This window comes from Oscillospiraceae bacterium NTUH-002-81, assembly GCA_032620915.1.
Lineage (GTDB): Bacteria > Bacillota > Clostridia > Lachnospirales > Lachnospiraceae > JAGTTR01.
This window is the reverse complement of sequence record CP136052.1, coordinates 829,159-845,283: the sequence shown is the minus strand read 5'-3', so window position 1 is coordinate 845,283 and position 16,125 is coordinate 829,159. Positions and strand designations below refer to the sequence as shown.

The window sequence follows — 16,125 nt, the reverse complement described above, 5'->3', positions numbered from 1 at the left end:
TTCCTTTCATATTTCGTCTTTAGCAGTACCAACTGTCACTCCCGCCAAGAGTATTAAAATAGCAAACAACGGATAATTATATCGTCCCTGTACTTCTACCAACATGTATGATAAGAATAAACCGATATAAGCTACATACAAAATATAGATATCCTTATTTTTCTTTGATCGGATCCCTCCCCAAAATCCTAATATGGAAATGCCATAAAAGAATATATTTATACCAGCTTTCAAATAGTTAACTATTTTTACAGAGAAGTCAACATTTCCTATCAACAACCACTGTACAACAGCTTTTCCGTTTCCTACCAGATTCCATATTTTTGTCACCAGAAATTTCCCTAAATTTGTTATATTTCTAATATGAGAAATTGCAATCGGCAACATTTTCATTTGAACATCTGATGCTGTGATATCGGGATCATTTGAATATTGGAACAGTAGTTTCCAGTCTTCTATATTCCACAATCCTCCGTATTTCTCATTGCTACCCACAGCTATGCTATACCACGGAAGACCTGCCGGAGATTGTCCTAAAATATGTACTGTATATATTCCCAGGATTCTCTGGCATGTCAGAAAACTTATTCCAACTATTATAAGTATTAACAGACTTTTAAAGTTCACTTTTTTATTGTAAATGAAAATAATTGTCAGAATCAACGCCAAAATAACAACAATCGCAACCGGACGAGTCATATTGAACAACGACAGTAGAATTCCTATTGCTACCCATCTGAAAATCTCTATCCTTTTTTCAAATTCCTTTTTTAGTCCGCGAATAATAAGTAAAAATATCAGTAACAATAACGTTGTGTAATATGTCTCCGACAAAACAAAACAATTCCATAGGCTTTGCATCGGAGATATTATCCAAAGAAGTGCTGCCGCCGAAGCACCATTTCTATTTGACAAATTTCTTGCTATACCGTAAATAGCAGCCATTGCTATCACGCTCAAAAAAGCATTTGCAAGTCGCGCCACGGCCGTATAATACCCAAATACTTTAAACAATGGAACCAAGAAACTAACATACCCAAGCAAGTGCGGAAACAGTGCTATGAATCGGGCATTATCTACCATTCTTCCATTTTTCAACAATTCTCCGCAATACTGAAATATTCTTAAATCATCCTGGTTAGGCACTGGTTTTATCAATAAGACAACCAAAAACTTTACAATTACTGTCAAAGCAAGTAGCATGATAAAACTTTGCATTTCTGAAAGCTTTCTTTCCTTGGTAAATACCACCCGCATTGTTCCGTAAATAATTCCACCACAAGCAATACCTCCAATAACCTCACCCAGATAAATTTTTGAATGAAATGCTGCAACACAGATACTTATAAATAGGATTGCTGAAAACACGATGCAAACTACCCACTTTGATAATTGTTCTATAAAATTTCTATCCACTCTCATCAAACACCACTCCTATTGCAAAAATATTACCCTCCTGAAGGAGCTAAACTCCCGTTGCATATACTTCGTATGCCTGATTTTCTCCAACCAGCCTGCAGTCAAGTTCTTGCATATATCCCTCCATTTCAAGTTTTTTATTCATTACAATAAAATCTATCTGTCTATCCTGAATACATTGTTTCATTGCAGACCTGTCAAATGCCTCTCCATTGCTAACCATACGCATCAGCATCTGTTCTTCTTTTTCCCGATCCGACATCACATTAAACCAGCCATCATCTACAATTCCTGTAATGTACGATTCTCTGGTGATTCCGCAGATGACAAACGCATTCCATTGACGAATGGTAAGCTGCAATGGTTTCTCCATGGCAACAATCACATATTCTTCTTGTTTTTCCTGTTCAATAATATCTGAAACATCTATCGTATCCTGAGAAATTCCATAGACAGTTTCCGGCAATTGCAATTTATCCGGCTTTAGATATGTGTCGCCACAGAAATACAGTAAGCATATAAGGAAAAGCATCCAACATATCTTATCGCTTGTTTTTTTCTGTTTTATAAAAAGCTCAGTCAAAACATATGCCATTACCGAAATCATTGGCAGCAACCATATAAAACGATATAACGTTCCTCTAGAACCCAAATTTTTCAAAAACTGCATAGATTTTGAATTTAATAGTGCAGCCGCCCCCAGTGCATAGCACATCAAATATTTTTTCTTTTCATTTTCACAATTTCCCCAGATCCAAATGACACAGCACAAGAAAATAATAACAAGGCCAGTCCCATTTCCGTATTTCTGAATCATTTCTTTTATCGTATCTGCACCGTACATTATCTCACCTTTATTGTTAAAATATCTTTAGAAAACAAGAAGTAGACAATCGCATATACTGAAGGAACTATCATAACCACTCCATATCTCCACAAAATTCCTATTTCCCGCTTCATAAAAAATAGCGTCAAAATAGTAATCGACATAAGGACGGGTGCCAACAATACTGCAGAAAAAGAAACTGCATTACAGGCGATAGCAATTATGAATAAAAAAACCCAGTATTTTTTAGACTTACATTCTTCATTAAGATGAAGTACAATCAAAAATATCGCTGGAATAATCACGTTACTGCAATATCCTTTTGCCTCCATTCCCCTTGTCAGCAAAAACTCTGATGTACTGTATGTAGAAACAAAAGCAAAGTTCAGAACATCTGCAAACAGTACAAATTCCAAAGCATAAGTTGTACTCCAATCCTTTGAAAAAAACATTCCCATTTCAAATAGTATTGCATTAGAAAGAATGGATAAAATCGTCGGAATGACATATCGACAATATAAAAGAACATGGATTTTAAATATTCTGCACATCACAACACCATACATATAAAAACCCGAAAGCGCATATCTAAAATCAATAATCGACTCTTTTATCCCGTCATTACCATTATAAATATACATCGTATCTGTCTGCATGGTTGTGTTCATTGTACCCACATAATAAGCAGTATCCCAACCGTTATATCCATTACGCACCATATAATATATCTGCAGTACAATAAGTAATCCAGTAAAGACAACTAAAAAGAAATTAAAATTTCTCTTCATTTTCAGTTGCATTCCCTTTTTTCTTTGTTTCAGCAAATATATGCCCGCACATAATATGAGCAGGATCACGATTTTCCAGATATCCACCACGATACGCATCCTGCCCTGCATCAATATCGCAGGTAACACGACCATTTGAAAAAGGGCAAAATACAGAAAGAAACCTATTATCATTTTTTCTAATATATTACCGGCAATCTTGGCACCTTTACATACCCATTCGCCGCAAAAATAATATATACAAAGATTCAAAGATATTATTGTAACTATTTTTAATATATCTATCATATTTTATCTTTCTATTTTAAAATTTCTAAAGTTCTGCATATTCCGTCTTCCATTGTCCAGCCCGCTTTCCAGCCCAGTGTTTTTAATTTATGGGAAGACATCAATGCCTTGGTTGCTTTGGAATATCCGGCAGATTCCTGTACATCCGGTATTTCAAATACCACCTTTTTCCCCACATAAGCAGCAATCATATTGGCCAAATCTTTTAGCGTAATGTCAGATTCCGGATCAGCGATATTATACGCCTCTCCATCCTTTCCCCTCATAAGAATTGTGAGAATACCTGATACTGCATCCGCCACATATGTGTACGAGTAAAGCTGATTTCCCTCGCTTTTTAAGACAATATCCTCTCCCGCAATTCCCTTCTTTATAAACTGAGAAATCGCTTTCGTGTCCGATAATTTCATTGTCGGTCCATAACATCTTGCAAGTCTTGGAATCACAACCTCTATGCCATACATTTTTCTATAAGCCTGGCAAAGGGATTCTCCCGCTCTTTTCCCCTCCGGATATCCTGCTCTTAACGTATTGCAGTCAATATACCCGCAATAAGCTTCATCAAAATAATCAACATCGCCTCTGTTTTCTCCATATATTTCCACACTGGACAAGAAAACAAAACGCTTGCATTTCTTTTGTACAGCCACATCCAACAAATTTTTCGTTCCCGTCAAATTGGTCATCAAGGTTCCGATCGGATCTGAAGAATACATCAATGGATGTGTATTGCTTGCGGCGTGAATCACATAGTCCACATGTGTGAGCATTTCCAGTTCTAATGTCTTATTAATGTCACCTTTCACGAACAAAAATTCCGGGCAATCCCAATATCTTGCAAAACGTATTTTGGCCTGTTCCTCATCTCTTCCCAATGCGATAATTTGGATTCCGATCTTTTTTTCCATCAATACATCAATCAAAAATGTTCCGATCAATCCGCTGGCACCGGAAATCAAAACCGTTTTTCCCTTCAGCATCTCCCAATCCAGGGAAAGATTAGAAACACATGAAACATCCTCTGCATATTTTTCTATTTTAACCATACATCTTTCTCCATCTTCATATAAGCCTTAAACATCTCTAAATCATCTTTGGTTGTCAGTTTTATATTTCGATCCGATCCCGCTGCAAAGTGAAGCTTTTCACCCAGATCGACCATCATTGTGTTGGTATAGGACGAACCATAGATTCCAATCTCTTTTTCAAAAGCTTCGTGATAGGCCTGATCAAGTTTTCCAAAATAATAGGCCTGCGGCGTTGACACACGGCGCAAAGTATCTCTTGGAATATACTCGCAGCTGGTTTCACCATCCTCTGTTCTGAAAATCTGCTCATTATACGGCAGGGACGACACTGCATTTCCATATTTTTTGCATGTGACAATCACATCTGAAAGTACCGTATCATCTATCATCGGACGTATTCCATCATGTATCACGATAATATCCTTTTCAGTACATACACTTTCCAAATGATATACACCATTCCGTATGGACTCCTGGGCAGAATTTCCTCCGCGTACCACCCATTTCAACTTCGTAATATTAAACTGATTTGCATATGCCCATACCAATTCCTGCCAGCCGTCTAGGCAGACAACCTCTATCTCGTCTATCTCAGGATGTTTCTGAAACCCTTCCAATGTGTATACAAGAATCGGCTTATCATATACATTGATAAATTGTTTCGGGATATCCTGTTTCATCCGATGTCCACTGCCGCCTGCTATAATAATTGCTATATTCATCGTTCTTTCATCCTTTCCTTAAAAATCATGTTGATCAGAAATTCCTTTTCTTCTGCTTCGTTTTTCTAAAATTCTTCCTAATATAAATATTCCAGCATACGAAAACCAGAATGGCAGTCGCCATACAAAATCAATTGCTTTCAACGCACACGCCCTGGGCATGTATAAAAAGCCATTGATCGTCATAAACAGAAATGAACAGATCCCTACACTTTTCCCAGCCAAACGGAAAAAAAGCAAACAAGCACATCCCCAATAAGATTCCCACTAAAAAGACACCCCAGAAACGGAAATCAAGAAACAGTTCCAAGATATAACAAGAACCCGTTCCATGCCCTTGCAGATATTTTTTCTTTCCAAGAAGTATCCAGGACAAATGATGTGCTAATATATTACTTTCGGTTGCATTTTGTATAGAGTTGCTTTCCGTCAATGCATCCGCTCCCAGCAATCTCGCAATCGTCCCATGGCGCAGCCAATCAATCAGGGGGCCAAACGTATAAGATACAACGCCCCGGTTTCTCAACTGCTCTGCTTTGGCCAATCCCGCGCACAGCCATGAAAAAGTCACCCCTTGTTTAAAGAAAAAATCTTCAAATAAGACAAACGGAGAAAAACGAAACTACCGTTTTTTGTTCCCGAATATAGTTTAAAATTCCCAGCAGAACAATCCCAACCGTTGCACCAATAATCATGAACCGTTTTTCCCATGCTCCAACCCATTCATGCTTTCGCTCCAGGTAATCCCGGAAGAAAAAATAAACCATCGAAAACAAAATTGCTAAAACAAAATCTGTACGAGCACCACAAATTGCCATTGGCAATCGCAATATTACATATGATCCCAGGACTATATATGCCTCTTTTTTACTTGGTAAGAACGCAAGCCAGATACATAAACTAAAAAACATAAATGTAGAGCCCACGTAAATAATATAAGGTAAGCTACTTTTAAAATCGACATAGTATGATACATAAGAATGGGAAATAATAAACATGACCTTTTCTATTATCACCACAACTTCACATAAATAGCTTGCTATAAACACAATCAAAGCCGCTTGTTTCCCATATTTTGTTTTTTGAAGCATCCTTCATTTTAGAAGCTTCATATGTTTGCTTTTCTGCTTTTTCTAAATATAGGCTAAGCTGCGCCCCCATCCATAACCCTATCAAAGAAAGGAAAATCAGTTCCAGTGCCAGCATTACAGATTCCGCCGTTGCCTGATATCGTTTTACTTCATACAAAATCAATCCGTCACTGTGTAAAATAGTCAGTAAAGGACGCCCTAATAAAAATGTAAAAAAGGTTATATGAAAAAGTAAAAAAGGCAGCCTTCCCTCCTGATTTTTCAAAGAAAACATCATATTATGTCCCCATAAAATCAAGATTGCTCCAAAGAGAAGATTTTCCCAGCCTTTCACGACTCCCAAAACAGCCAGAATAATACTCAATATCCGCACAATTCTCATAAAACTTCTATATCTATCAGCCACCATTTTTACTATGCACTCCTGTGGAACAGTTTTAAAAAGTATTTTAAATCTTCTCTACAGAAGATCCAGCCAATCATAAAAACATATATCGTAGAAATCAAAAGTAAACAAATTCCCTTTATAAACATTTTATCGAAGGATGCAACTGTGTGCAAAGAAAACCTATAACTCAGCGGCATCATTACCATAATTGCACAGGCGAATAACAAATATTTTTTATAATAATCCATTGATCTTTTATGAAAAATATATTTATATACTACATGTGGTTCTATGGTTAAATCTGCCAATACCATACAGGCTATCGTTCCTATCACAACCCCGGCCAACCCGCACTTTTTTGCCAGAACAACCGATACGATCAGATTGATGGCCGATTCCAGCAATGGTTTATACCGATCCGGATAATAAATACCTGCCGCTGATTTAAACGTGGTCAGCGAATATCGCATGCCATTCACATACAGCCGTACTACCATCAAAAATACAACGCCACTTTCCAATAACATTTCTTTCCCATAAACCACACCAATAAAATCATTAAACAGGCCGAATGAACAAACGGAAATAACTCCAAACAACGCAAAATTAAAGTAATTAAAATGATCAAATATTGTCTCTATCTCATCTGGGTTGTTCACATTATAATTGCCCACGCTTGCTGTAACTGACCCAAAAAGCTGTGATGCCAATGTCAAAAATGCATTTACTACGTAGGCGTAATTCGTATATTTTCCTACCGTTACAATCCCTATACACATGGAAATAATCAATGCATCCGTGGAATTCACGACAACGCCGCCTATTTTATGAGCCATTAATGCTCCCACATTTTTTTTCATTGTCTGAAGCGTCTCCGCATGAACAATTACTTTTTTATTCTTTTCAATATACGGATACGCCTTTTTCGTTTTTCTGGACAACAGAACACTTTCTAAAATAGTAAAAAAAATCTGCAGTAAAAGATATGCAATAAAATCACGTGTAGTCAAAAGGACTACGATCTGAAATAGATTGGTTAATATAAACAACCCACCATGATAAAATATGGTAATATATTTTCTTTGATCCGCAATAAACAGATTTTGTTTGTATGCAGAAAAATATGTCAGCGAAGTATTGATCACATACAGCATAAATACTAGATAAATATTATTTATTTCCGATATATCTCCTGAAATAAACAATTTTATAAAAGGTGTCAAGCCTGCTCCTATGAGGAAAATAATTCCCCCAACGGCTGTATAAACTTTGCGATACAACTGCATAATTGCGGAAATCTGCTCCTCATCATTTTCAGCCAACGGCTTATACAAACTGAACACGATTGCCTGTCCGATTCCCAATTCCACAAGTGACAGCATAGAAAGCATCTGTGTAAACAGGCTGTTAATCCCTAAACAAGTCGCGCCTAACTCCGCCAAGAAGATTCTTCTTGAAAGAAATACAATTAAAATATTAATAATTTGAAAAACCACTGCCGTAATGGCATTGATAATTGAATATTTTGTTCGCAAAAACAACCTCCAGCTTTTCTATTCCTGCCCAATCAACTGCTTATTTCGTTTTGTGTACAATTTAAGACACACCAGATAGAATTTTTCATTCAGCATCAGTCCCGTTGCTGCTATCTTTCTTCCTTTCCCAACAAATGGATTTTTCATTATTTTTCTATAGTTTTTTCTGATGCACGAAATAATCTTCTTCTTCCACACGGAATCGTCCCTGGTTTTTATTCGAAGCATTTTATCCAATACATAAAACCAGCTCCAGTAGACACGAAAATCAGCAAGTTCTGTCAATGACGGATATTTCTCTTCTATTATTTTCCTATTGTTTAAATACGCCTCACAGATACTAAGATCCTTTTCTATAAATGGTTTGGTTGTAATTGTCCCTCCTCTGTGTACATAGTAATATTCTGGAGTCATATCAAACGCAGCCTTTTTTATCTTCGTCAAAAAAGGAATAATAAAATGTGCATCCTCAGAGGTCTTTCCTACCAAAAAACAATTCTCATCCAGCAGTTCTTTTTTATATAATTTATTAACCGCTGTTACAGATGCCATTTTCCCATGCATAACAAGTTTAATGGCTTCCTCCGCATCTGTTACAAATTTTCCTTCCGTTTTCTCATAAGAAGGCTTTGTCCTATTTGCATAGCAGTCATACATCCCGCAGAATGCGATATCTGCATTCTCTTCTGTAATTCTTTTATATAATACCTCATACATATCTGCCGCTATATAATCGTCACTATCCACAAACCCTACATACGGCGCTGTTGCAGCTCGAATTCCAAAATTACGAGCTTCACTTAGCCCTCCATTCTTCTTATGTATCACTTTAATTCTATTATCCGTTAAATATGCATCACATTTTTTTCCTGATAGATCTGTAGAGCCATCATCTACAAGAATAATCTCTATATTATCAAGCGTCTGTTTTTGAATAGATTCGATACATTTATCTATATATTTTTCCACATTATATACCGGAACAATAACCGAAACCAGTGGATTGTTCTTTATACTTTCTCCCATAATCAACTGATTACCTCTCTGATTTTTTTATACAAAAGTGCAGACGCATTGCCATTTTCATACGAACCAAATAGTTTCAAATGCTGATCTGCCATCTGGCGACATTTCTCCTCAGAAACATCTCTGATCACATTTTCTAATTCACTTTCATTCTTTGCAATAATTCCAGGCCATTTTTCTACCGGCGTGTAAGTTCCTCTGTCACCCATATATTCATCAAAATCTGGAATGTACAATATGCAGGGCTTCCCTAAAATTGCAAAATCCCAAATACTGGAAGAATAATCTGTGATCAGCAAATCTGCTGCGGCCAGCAATTCCTGCATGTCCTCGTGAGATGTCACATCTATCACTTTTTTATTATCACCTGTATATACATCTTTGCTTGTATAATGAGAGCGATTAAATATCACAGCCTCCTTACCATATTTATTTTCCATTTCTCTGATTACAGTTTCAAAAGGCAGACTTACTTTCAATGATTCTGCATGGCTAAAATCCCCGCGAAAAGTCGGCGCATATAAAACAATTACTTTCTCCTGCGCTTTAAATGAATCCCGGACCTTATCCGATAACAGTTCAATCTTACTCCTGTCAAACAGACAATCGTTTCTTGGCATTCCAATATTCAGCACTTCTCCGTCATAATGATATGCCTCTTGGATATTATATTTTGTAAATAATGCTGAACTTGAAACATAATAACTTGTTTCTTTCCGCACAATCTCATCCTGCCATTGTGTCGCCTTGGAAAATGTCGCAGAATATGACAATCCTACCCGCTTATATGCCCCTCCCGCATGCCAGGTATTGATAACAACCTGCTGTTTTCTTTTAGGCAGATATACTTCATCTGTCATATTACAGATAATGATTTTGGATGTAAAACGGTAATAAAAGTACTTCAAACTATTATATTTAACACTTGTTATTCCTTTTATATCTCTATGTTTTTCAGGCTCTCTGAAAACCCAAACCAGTTCAAACTCATTCTTATGATTATTATATAAATATTCTGAAACATATTTCGGATTACATGAATAAGACTTCCCTTTATAGCTTTCAAACATGATCCGATTTCTTTTGATGGGAAATACAAAAAACAGGTGAAATGCGAAACGAATCCCCTTTCTCACCAAAATATTTACTTCATCTTTCAACTTTATTTTCTCCTCGTGTTCTGATTTTTCAAATATTTGATTCCTCTGTATTTCCTGTAAGAGTGATCTAAATCCATGAAAATGACATCATGAGAAGCCACTTGTTTTTCCTGTGGCGGCAATTTCATATAATCTCCAAAAGCAATTCTGAGATAAGCATCATACCCGACAGGAATAGGAAGCTTTGTTTCTTCAAATGGCACAAAAACTACTTTTTCAAATGCACTTTTCGGATACCAGTTTTTCATATATCCCGGACCTGAACATAATTCTGTAATACCTTTGCAATCGCGAATCGCATATTTTGTCATTTGTTTTTTTGCGAACATATATAACTTGTATTTTGCCTTTTTCCCCGGTACTAATTTTAACAGGGTTTTCCCAATCATTTTTACCACTTTTCCATGGTTTTCCGGCACGATCTGTGCGCAATACAACGAATAAATCAACGCCCAAAAGCACTGTATCTTACGAGCAACCCGACCATTCGGATAGCCATCTAACGGCAAAACATCCAAAACAATACCCTGTGTTATATCCATGTCTTTCTGGTAAGGCTTAATGTATGTTGTTTCACTGTCGCGAATTACAAAAAAAAGATTTCCGATAATATGCTCCTGATCAGAAAGTTCCATTTTATAACGGCTATTTTTCATCTGTATTTTCCACAGTTTCACCGCTTTTTCATAATCTTCACGTGGCATAAAGAAATCCAGATCATCGTCCCACGGAATCCATCCCTTATGCCGAACAGCGCCAATACAACCACCTCCACACAAATAGCATGTCAAATGATTCTTCCTGCAAAAATCAACAAATACTTCTGCCATTTGCAACGTCAACTCATGTAGTTTTTGCAAATCATCACTAGAAATTTTTACCATACGATATCCTCTATCTTTTCAGCAATTCTTTCAGCCCTATCAAGGAACCCGCCCCATAGGACAGATGAAACAAGAAATACAAACTCATCAACTGAAGCTTGTCAAATATGGTTTCTCCCAAACAGCAGGAAAAGTAACCATCCAAAATCAAATACGACCCCATTTCTCCTATAAGCATTTTTCTTATTGTTTTTGACCAAAAACTACCTAGGCATAATCCGATAAGAGAACTCAAAAATGCCAAAGGCACAAAGTGTCTTATCCCCATAGATCCTGGGACATACTTATTCGTGATCACATTCCATTTCCCATTTTGAAATGCCATCTCGCATAAAGATTTAAACGTATCACGACAATAATATGTACTCGTAATATCGCTTGTCATAAAAACTTTTCCGCCATTTTTTCGAATCCGGTAATTTATTTCATTGTCTTCCCCCCGAGCAAGACGTTCATCAAATCCACCCCACTTTTCAAATACCTCTCTCCGAAAGGCTCCATAAGGCACCGTGTCTACATATCCGCTGCTGCCATATGTTCGAAACTTTGAATTTCCGACTCCGAATTTTGAAGATAGCATCTTAGCAATATTCGTTCCTGTCTTAGAACGACTTTTCGTAATTATAATTCCCCCCACATTATCAGCATCTGTGTTTTCCAAATAAGAAACACATTTTACGATATAATCTGATGGGTATTCTGCATGTGCATCTAAACGGATAATGTATCTTCCCAAGGCATGCTTAATTCCTATATTCATTGCACAAGACTGTATTCTTTTGGGATTATCATAATATTTTAATAAACACGGATATTCATTCTGATATCTTTTTAAAATGTCTATTGTTTTATCGGTAGATCCTCCATCCACAAAAATCCATTCCATTTTCTCTCGCAAGAACTCTTGTTCTATCAAAGACTTTATACAGTTTTCAATATATGCTTCCTCCATATATACTGGAACGATCACAGACACATCTATCTTTCTAAATTCCATAAAAACCTCTTCTATCCCAAAATGGCGATTGCCGTTTTCAATATTGTAAAACATTCTCTTAAAATGCCAAATTTTTTTATTTCCATTAAATTATACTTCATCTTCTCTGGAAGTATCTTTTTCACATATACCTCATCGGCATTTTCTGCCTCATCCAGCAGTTTTGCCTCATCTTTATAACGGATACTGGCTTCACTCGTGATCCCTGCCGGGAGCAGCAACGTTGCCCGCATTTCTTTGGTATACTTTCTGACATACTTTACCGCCTCCGGACGGGTTCCCACAAAACTCATGTCTCCGTTCAACACATCCAAAAGCTGCGGAAGTTCATCGATTCGAAGATCTCTCAGTTTTGCTCCTACCTTTGTAATTCTGCTGTCATTCTGTACCGTCACCGCGGTTCCCATTTTATCCGCATGGTTTACCATTGTCCGAAACTTATGGATTTTAAATTTTTTACCATAAGCTGTCACCCGTTCCTGCCGATAAAATACCGGCCCAGGAGAATCCAGTTTGATCATCATCGCTATGATCAACATGGGAATGGCAAATATGGCAAGCAGTATTTCTGCCATCACCACATCAAAAATCCGTTTCAGCCTCAGACTTGTTTTCTTCTTAGAAAGAATGTCATAATATTTTCTGACCTCTTCACATTGCATAAATGAAGGCAACTCTTCCCATTTTCTAAGCATAACTACTCCTGTACTACAAATACGCTTTTACAATCCGGCTGTAATTTTCAATAACATAGCCAACTTCTTCATCTGTCAATTTTGTATGAAGTGGTAGCGTAATTTCATTTATAAAACGTGCATAGGCATTCGGATAATCTTTTATATCAAATCCCAGATTTTTGTAAGCTGTCAGCAACGGCAACGGCTTATAATGGACATTGCAGGCGATTCCCGCTTCAGCCATCTTTACAATAATTTCCTGTCTTTGCTCCGTTGTAATTCCCGGCACCCTTGTGATATACAAATGACCTGATGATTGATGTTCTTCTGTATAATGCAGTAATACCTCAATGCCAAGCGGTTTGAACGCTGCATCATACTTATTGATCATCTGTTTCCGTCTGGAAAGTAAACCTGCATATCGTTTCATCTGTGCCAGTCCAATGCCAGCCACAACATCTGTCATATTGCATTTATACCATGGACCTATGACATCATATTCCCAGGCACCAAGCTGTGTCTTCGCCAGCGCATCTTTTGACTGTCCGTGGAGAGAAAGCAACTGATACTGGTGATAAATTTCCTCATTGTCAATGCCATCGATGTCTCTCCAGGTAACTGCTCCGCCTTCCGCCGTTGTAAAGTTTTTTACTGCATGAAAACTGAAATTTGAGAAATCTGCGACACTTCCCACTGGTTTTTCTTTCCATGTTGCGCCAAATGCATGTGCCGCATCCGCCATCACAATGATTCTCCCTATGGCTTTCTGTAATTGATTTGCTGGGTGAAATAAATGCTTTTTATTCTCTACAATAGAGAAAATCCGATCATAATCACAGGGAACGCCACCCAAATCTACTGGTATGATCACCTTTGTATTCTCTGTGATAGCTGCTTCCAGCTGATCGTAATCTATTTCCAGAGAATCTTTCTGTACATCTACCAGAACAAGTTTTGCCCCCACATGGCAGACAACAGATGCACTGGCTGTATATGTATACGCCGGTACAATAACCTCATCATTTTCAGAAATTCCTAATAAACGCAGTGTCATTTCTGCACACGCAGTCTGAGAATTCAAACATACAGCACGATTTGTACCACACAGCTGCGCCACTTCCCGCTCCAGTTCTTTTGTCTTCGGCCCCGTTGTGATCCAGCCAGACCGCAGTGCCTCTGTCACCTGTTCAATTTCTGTTTCCGTAATATCCGGTGGGGAAAATGATATTTTCATAATAATCTATATCTCCTTTTAATCCTCTTTCAACTGATAGGTTGAAACAATCTCTTTTACTCGTTTTCGGATATCAATATCTCCATTGATATCTGCATCCAACTGACGTAACTTTTCTTCAAACCAATCCTCGTCAAACATAATCGGATGACCAATATAAATCCGATGATTATCCGTCTTTTTCAGCCCTTCTTCGTCCATTAACAGCTCTTCATACAACTTTTCGCCTGGCCGCAGCCCAGTGAACTCAATTTTGATATCTACTCCCGGTTTATATCCCGATAGCTTGATCAGATTTTCTGCCATATCCAGAATTTTCACAGGCTGTCCCATATCCAGTACAAAAATCTCGCCGCCCTTGGCATAAGAGCCCGCCTGTAACACCAGCGATACCGCCTCCGGGATCGTCATAAAATAACGCACGATATCTGGATGTGTTACTGTCACCGGTCCTCCCTGCGCAATCTGCCGTTCAAACAACGGGATGACACTTCCATTACTTCCCAGCACATTACCAAATCGTACAGCGACAAACTCTGTGCTGGAACGCTGATTCATCATCTGAATCACCATCTCACACATGCGCTTGGATGCTCCCATGATATTGGTCGGATTTACGGCTTTATCTGTAGAGATCAGTACAAAGCGCTTCACACCATAACGAATTGCCGTCTCAGCCGTTTTGTATGTTCCAAACACATTATTTTTAATCGCTTCTTTGGGGCTGACTTCCATCAGTGGAACATGCTTATGTGCAGCTGCATGATAAACAATCTCCGGGCGATACATACTGAATACCTCATCCAGTCTATGATTGCTTCTCACAGATCCAATCAACACCTGCAGATCCAAATCCGGATACTCGCGCACCAGTTCCTGCTGAATATCATATGCATTGTTCTCATAAATATCAAAGATAATCAGCTGCTTTGGTCTTGCCTTGGCGATTTGCCGACAGAGTTCGCTTCCGATAGAGCCTCCTCCACCAGTAACCATCACCACTTTACCCTTTAAATATCCAGTGATCTCATACATATTCACCCGGATTGGCTCTCTTCCCAGCAAGTCCTCGATGCGCACTTCCCGTAATTTAGAAATGCTGACCTCGCCATTCACTAACTGGTACAAACCAGGCAGTCTGCGAATCCTGCACCCAGTTTCTTTACAAATATTTAAAATGGCTGTTATATCATCTGGAGCCGCACTGGGCAGTGCTACAATAATTTCCGATATATCATACTGTTCTACCGTAACCTCAATATCATCTCTTCCACCTACAATCGGAATACCTCTTAAATATTTTCCCTGTTTTTCCCGGTTATCATCAATAATACAGCAGACCTTAATCCGCAGATACTCATTGCTTTCAATCTCCTTCAAGATTGTATTGCCTGCTGCCCCGGCACCAATCAGCATCGTATTGATTCGATCCCGCTCTCCGCCGTAAACCTTCTCTCTAATGACCCGCAACAAACGATAGCCAAAACGAATCCCCGATGTTCCCACAATCAGCATCATCATATAAATCACATGATAACTTCTCGGCATTCGAATACCCATCAACTGCATGCCAATCATCTGCTCTGCCATAGAAACAATTGCAGCCCCCCCAACTTCCAGTAATTCAGAGGCACTTGCGTATGCCCAGACACTCTGGTACAACCGGAACACCAGGTAAATCAGCAACGTCAACGGGATATTGATCACCGAATAGGTTGCAACATATTCCATATAGTATGTAGGAATCATCCGAAAAGAAAAATCATAGCGTATATATAACGCCAGGAAAGACGCAATTATTACGGTTAATACATCTAAAAACGCCAGCATTACAATTCGATTCTTCGGTATTCTTTTTATTCCACCAAATATTTTTTTCATTGGTCACATACTCCTCTTGTGATACTATTTTTAAGTATACTCTATTCGATGGAGAAAAGCTATGGTATTTGGGGGAAAAATTCTTACGATATTCATTGATTTTAACTATATAGCATACCACATTCCGAATGGATTTCTGCACAGAACCGCTTCAAAAATTGCACCATATTCTTTCATCACA

16 protein-coding genes are annotated in these 16,125 nt (G+C 38.0%); all 16 read right to left on the bottom strand.

Annotated elements, in window-relative coordinates; genetic code table 11:
* Positions 1–6: 6 nt before the first annotated feature.
* Positions 7–1,422, bottom strand: a complete 1,416-nt coding sequence (locus tag RJD28_04140; GenBank protein ID WNV58721.1) for a glycosyltransferase family 39 protein — start codon at positions 1,420–1,422, stop codon at positions 7–9.
* Positions 1,423–1,465: 43 nt separating this feature from the next.
* Positions 1,466–2,263: a hypothetical protein gene (locus tag RJD28_04135; GenBank protein WNV58720.1), complete on the bottom strand. Its 798-nt coding sequence runs from the start codon at positions 2,261–2,263 to the stop codon at positions 1,466–1,468.
* Positions 2,263–3,321, bottom strand: a complete 1,059-nt coding sequence (locus RJD28_04130; GenBank protein WNV58719.1) for a DUF6077 domain-containing protein — start codon at positions 3,319–3,321, stop codon at positions 2,263–2,265. The genes RJD28_04135 and RJD28_04130 overlap by 1 nt, the downstream gene beginning before the upstream one ends.
* A gap of 11 nt (positions 3,322–3,332) precedes the next feature.
* Positions 3,333–4,367: an NAD-dependent epimerase/dehydratase family protein gene (locus tag RJD28_04125; GenBank protein ID WNV58718.1), complete on the bottom strand. Its 1,035-nt coding sequence runs from the start codon at positions 4,365–4,367 to the stop codon at positions 3,333–3,335.
* Entirely contained in the window at positions 4,355–5,071 is a 717-nt protein-coding gene (locus RJD28_04120) for an IspD/TarI family cytidylyltransferase (GenBank protein WNV58717.1), read from the bottom strand. The genes RJD28_04125 and RJD28_04120 overlap by 13 nt, the downstream gene beginning before the upstream one ends.
* A 130-nt stretch (positions 5,072–5,201) precedes the next feature.
* Entirely contained in the window at positions 5,202–5,642 is a 441-nt protein-coding gene (wzy, locus tag RJD28_04115) for an O-antigen polysaccharide polymerase Wzy (GenBank protein WNV58716.1), read from the bottom strand.
* 22 nt (positions 5,643–5,664) lie between these two features.
* Positions 5,665–6,162 carry an O-antigen polysaccharide polymerase Wzy gene (gene wzy, locus RJD28_04110; protein ID WNV58715.1) on the bottom strand — a complete coding sequence of 166 codons (498 nt, stop codon included), beginning with the start codon at positions 6,160–6,162 and terminating at the stop codon, positions 5,665–5,667.
* Positions 6,095–6,571: an O-antigen polysaccharide polymerase Wzy gene (gene wzy / locus RJD28_04105; protein WNV58714.1), complete on the bottom strand. Its 477-nt coding sequence runs from the start codon at positions 6,569–6,571 to the stop codon at positions 6,095–6,097. The genes wzy (RJD28_04110) and wzy (RJD28_04105) overlap by 68 nt, the downstream gene beginning before the upstream one ends.
* 5 nt (positions 6,572–6,576) lie before the next feature.
* Complete coding sequence (locus RJD28_04100; GenBank protein WNV58713.1) at positions 6,577–8,085, bottom strand: hypothetical protein; 1,509 nt, start codon at positions 8,083–8,085, stop codon at positions 6,577–6,579.
* Positions 8,086–8,103: 18 nt separating this feature from the next.
* Complete coding sequence (locus tag RJD28_04095; protein WNV59558.1) at positions 8,104–9,111, bottom strand: glycosyltransferase family 2 protein; 1,008 nt, start codon at positions 9,109–9,111, stop codon at positions 8,104–8,106.
* Positions 9,112–9,113: 2 nt separating this feature from the next.
* On the bottom strand, positions 9,114–10,271 hold the full coding sequence (locus tag RJD28_04090) for a CDP-glycerol glycerophosphotransferase family protein (GenBank protein WNV58712.1): 1,158 nt from the start codon (positions 10,269–10,271) through the stop codon (positions 9,114–9,116).
* Positions 10,272–10,273: 2 nt separating this feature from the next.
* Positions 10,274–11,155 (bottom strand): LicD family protein, encoded by an 882-nt coding sequence (locus RJD28_04085; protein ID WNV58711.1) that lies wholly within the window; start codon positions 11,153–11,155, stop codon positions 10,274–10,276.
* A 10-nt stretch (positions 11,156–11,165) separates the two neighbouring features.
* Positions 11,166–12,152, bottom strand: coding sequence for a glycosyltransferase family 2 protein (locus tag RJD28_04080; GenBank protein ID WNV58710.1), 987 nt, complete (start codon positions 12,150–12,152; stop codon positions 11,166–11,168).
* Positions 12,153–12,163: 11 nt separating this feature from the next.
* Positions 12,164–12,814 (bottom strand): sugar transferase, encoded by a 651-nt coding sequence (locus RJD28_04075; protein ID WNV58709.1) that lies wholly within the window; start codon positions 12,812–12,814, stop codon positions 12,164–12,166.
* A 46-nt stretch (positions 12,815–12,860) separates the two neighbouring features.
* Entirely contained in the window at positions 12,861–14,063 is a 1,203-nt protein-coding gene (locus RJD28_04070; protein ID WNV58708.1) for a DegT/DnrJ/EryC1/StrS family aminotransferase, read from the bottom strand.
* A gap of 18 nt (positions 14,064–14,081) precedes the next feature.
* Positions 14,082–15,944, bottom strand: coding sequence for a nucleoside-diphosphate sugar epimerase/dehydratase (locus RJD28_04065; protein WNV58707.1), 1,863 nt, complete (start codon positions 15,942–15,944; stop codon positions 14,082–14,084).
* Positions 15,945–16,125: the final 181 nt, after the last annotated feature.

Excerpts from the sequence above, each read along its gene's own strand:
- RJD28_04140 (WNV58721.1), bottom strand. The coding sequence starts at position 1,422 with ATGAGAGTGGATAGAAATTTTATAGAACAATTATCAAAGTGGGTAGTT.
- RJD28_04135 (WNV58720.1), bottom strand. The coding sequence starts at position 2,263 with ATGTACGGTGCAGATACGATAAAAGAAATGATTCAGAAATACGGAAAT.
- RJD28_04130 (WNV58719.1), bottom strand. The coding sequence starts at position 3,321 with ATGATAGATATATTAAAAATAGTTACAATAATATCTTTGAATCTTTGT.
- RJD28_04125 (WNV58718.1), bottom strand. The coding sequence starts at position 4,367 with ATGGTTAAAATAGAAAAATATGCAGAGGATGTTTCATGTGTTTCTAAT.
- RJD28_04120 (WNV58717.1), bottom strand. The coding sequence starts at position 5,071 with ATGAATATAGCAATTATTATAGCAGGCGGCAGTGGACATCGGATGAAA.
- wzy (WNV58715.1), bottom strand. The coding sequence starts at position 6,162 with ATGCTTCAAAAAACAAAATATGGGAAACAAGCGGCTTTGATTGTGTTT.
- wzy (WNV58714.1), bottom strand. The coding sequence starts at position 6,571 with ATGGTGGCTGATAGATATAGAAGTTTTATGAGAATTGTGCGGATATTG.
- RJD28_04095 (WNV59558.1), bottom strand. The coding sequence starts at position 9,111 with ATGGGAGAAAGTATAAAGAACAATCCACTGGTTTCGGTTATTGTTCCG.
- RJD28_04085 (WNV58711.1), bottom strand. The coding sequence starts at position 11,155 with ATGGTAAAAATTTCTAGTGATGATTTGCAAAAACTACATGAGTTGACG.
- RJD28_04080 (WNV58710.1), bottom strand. The coding sequence starts at position 12,152 with ATGGAATTTAGAAAGATAGATGTGTCTGTGATCGTTCCAGTATATATG.
- RJD28_04075 (WNV58709.1), bottom strand. The coding sequence starts at position 12,814 with ATGCAATGTGAAGAGGTCAGAAAATATTATGACATTCTTTCTAAGAAG.
- RJD28_04070 (WNV58708.1), bottom strand. The coding sequence starts at position 14,063 with ATGAAAATATCATTTTCCCCACCGGATATTACGGAAACAGAAATTGAA.
- RJD28_04065 (WNV58707.1), bottom strand. The coding sequence starts at position 15,944 with ATGAAAAAAATATTTGGTGGAATAAAAAGAATACCGAAGAATCGAATT.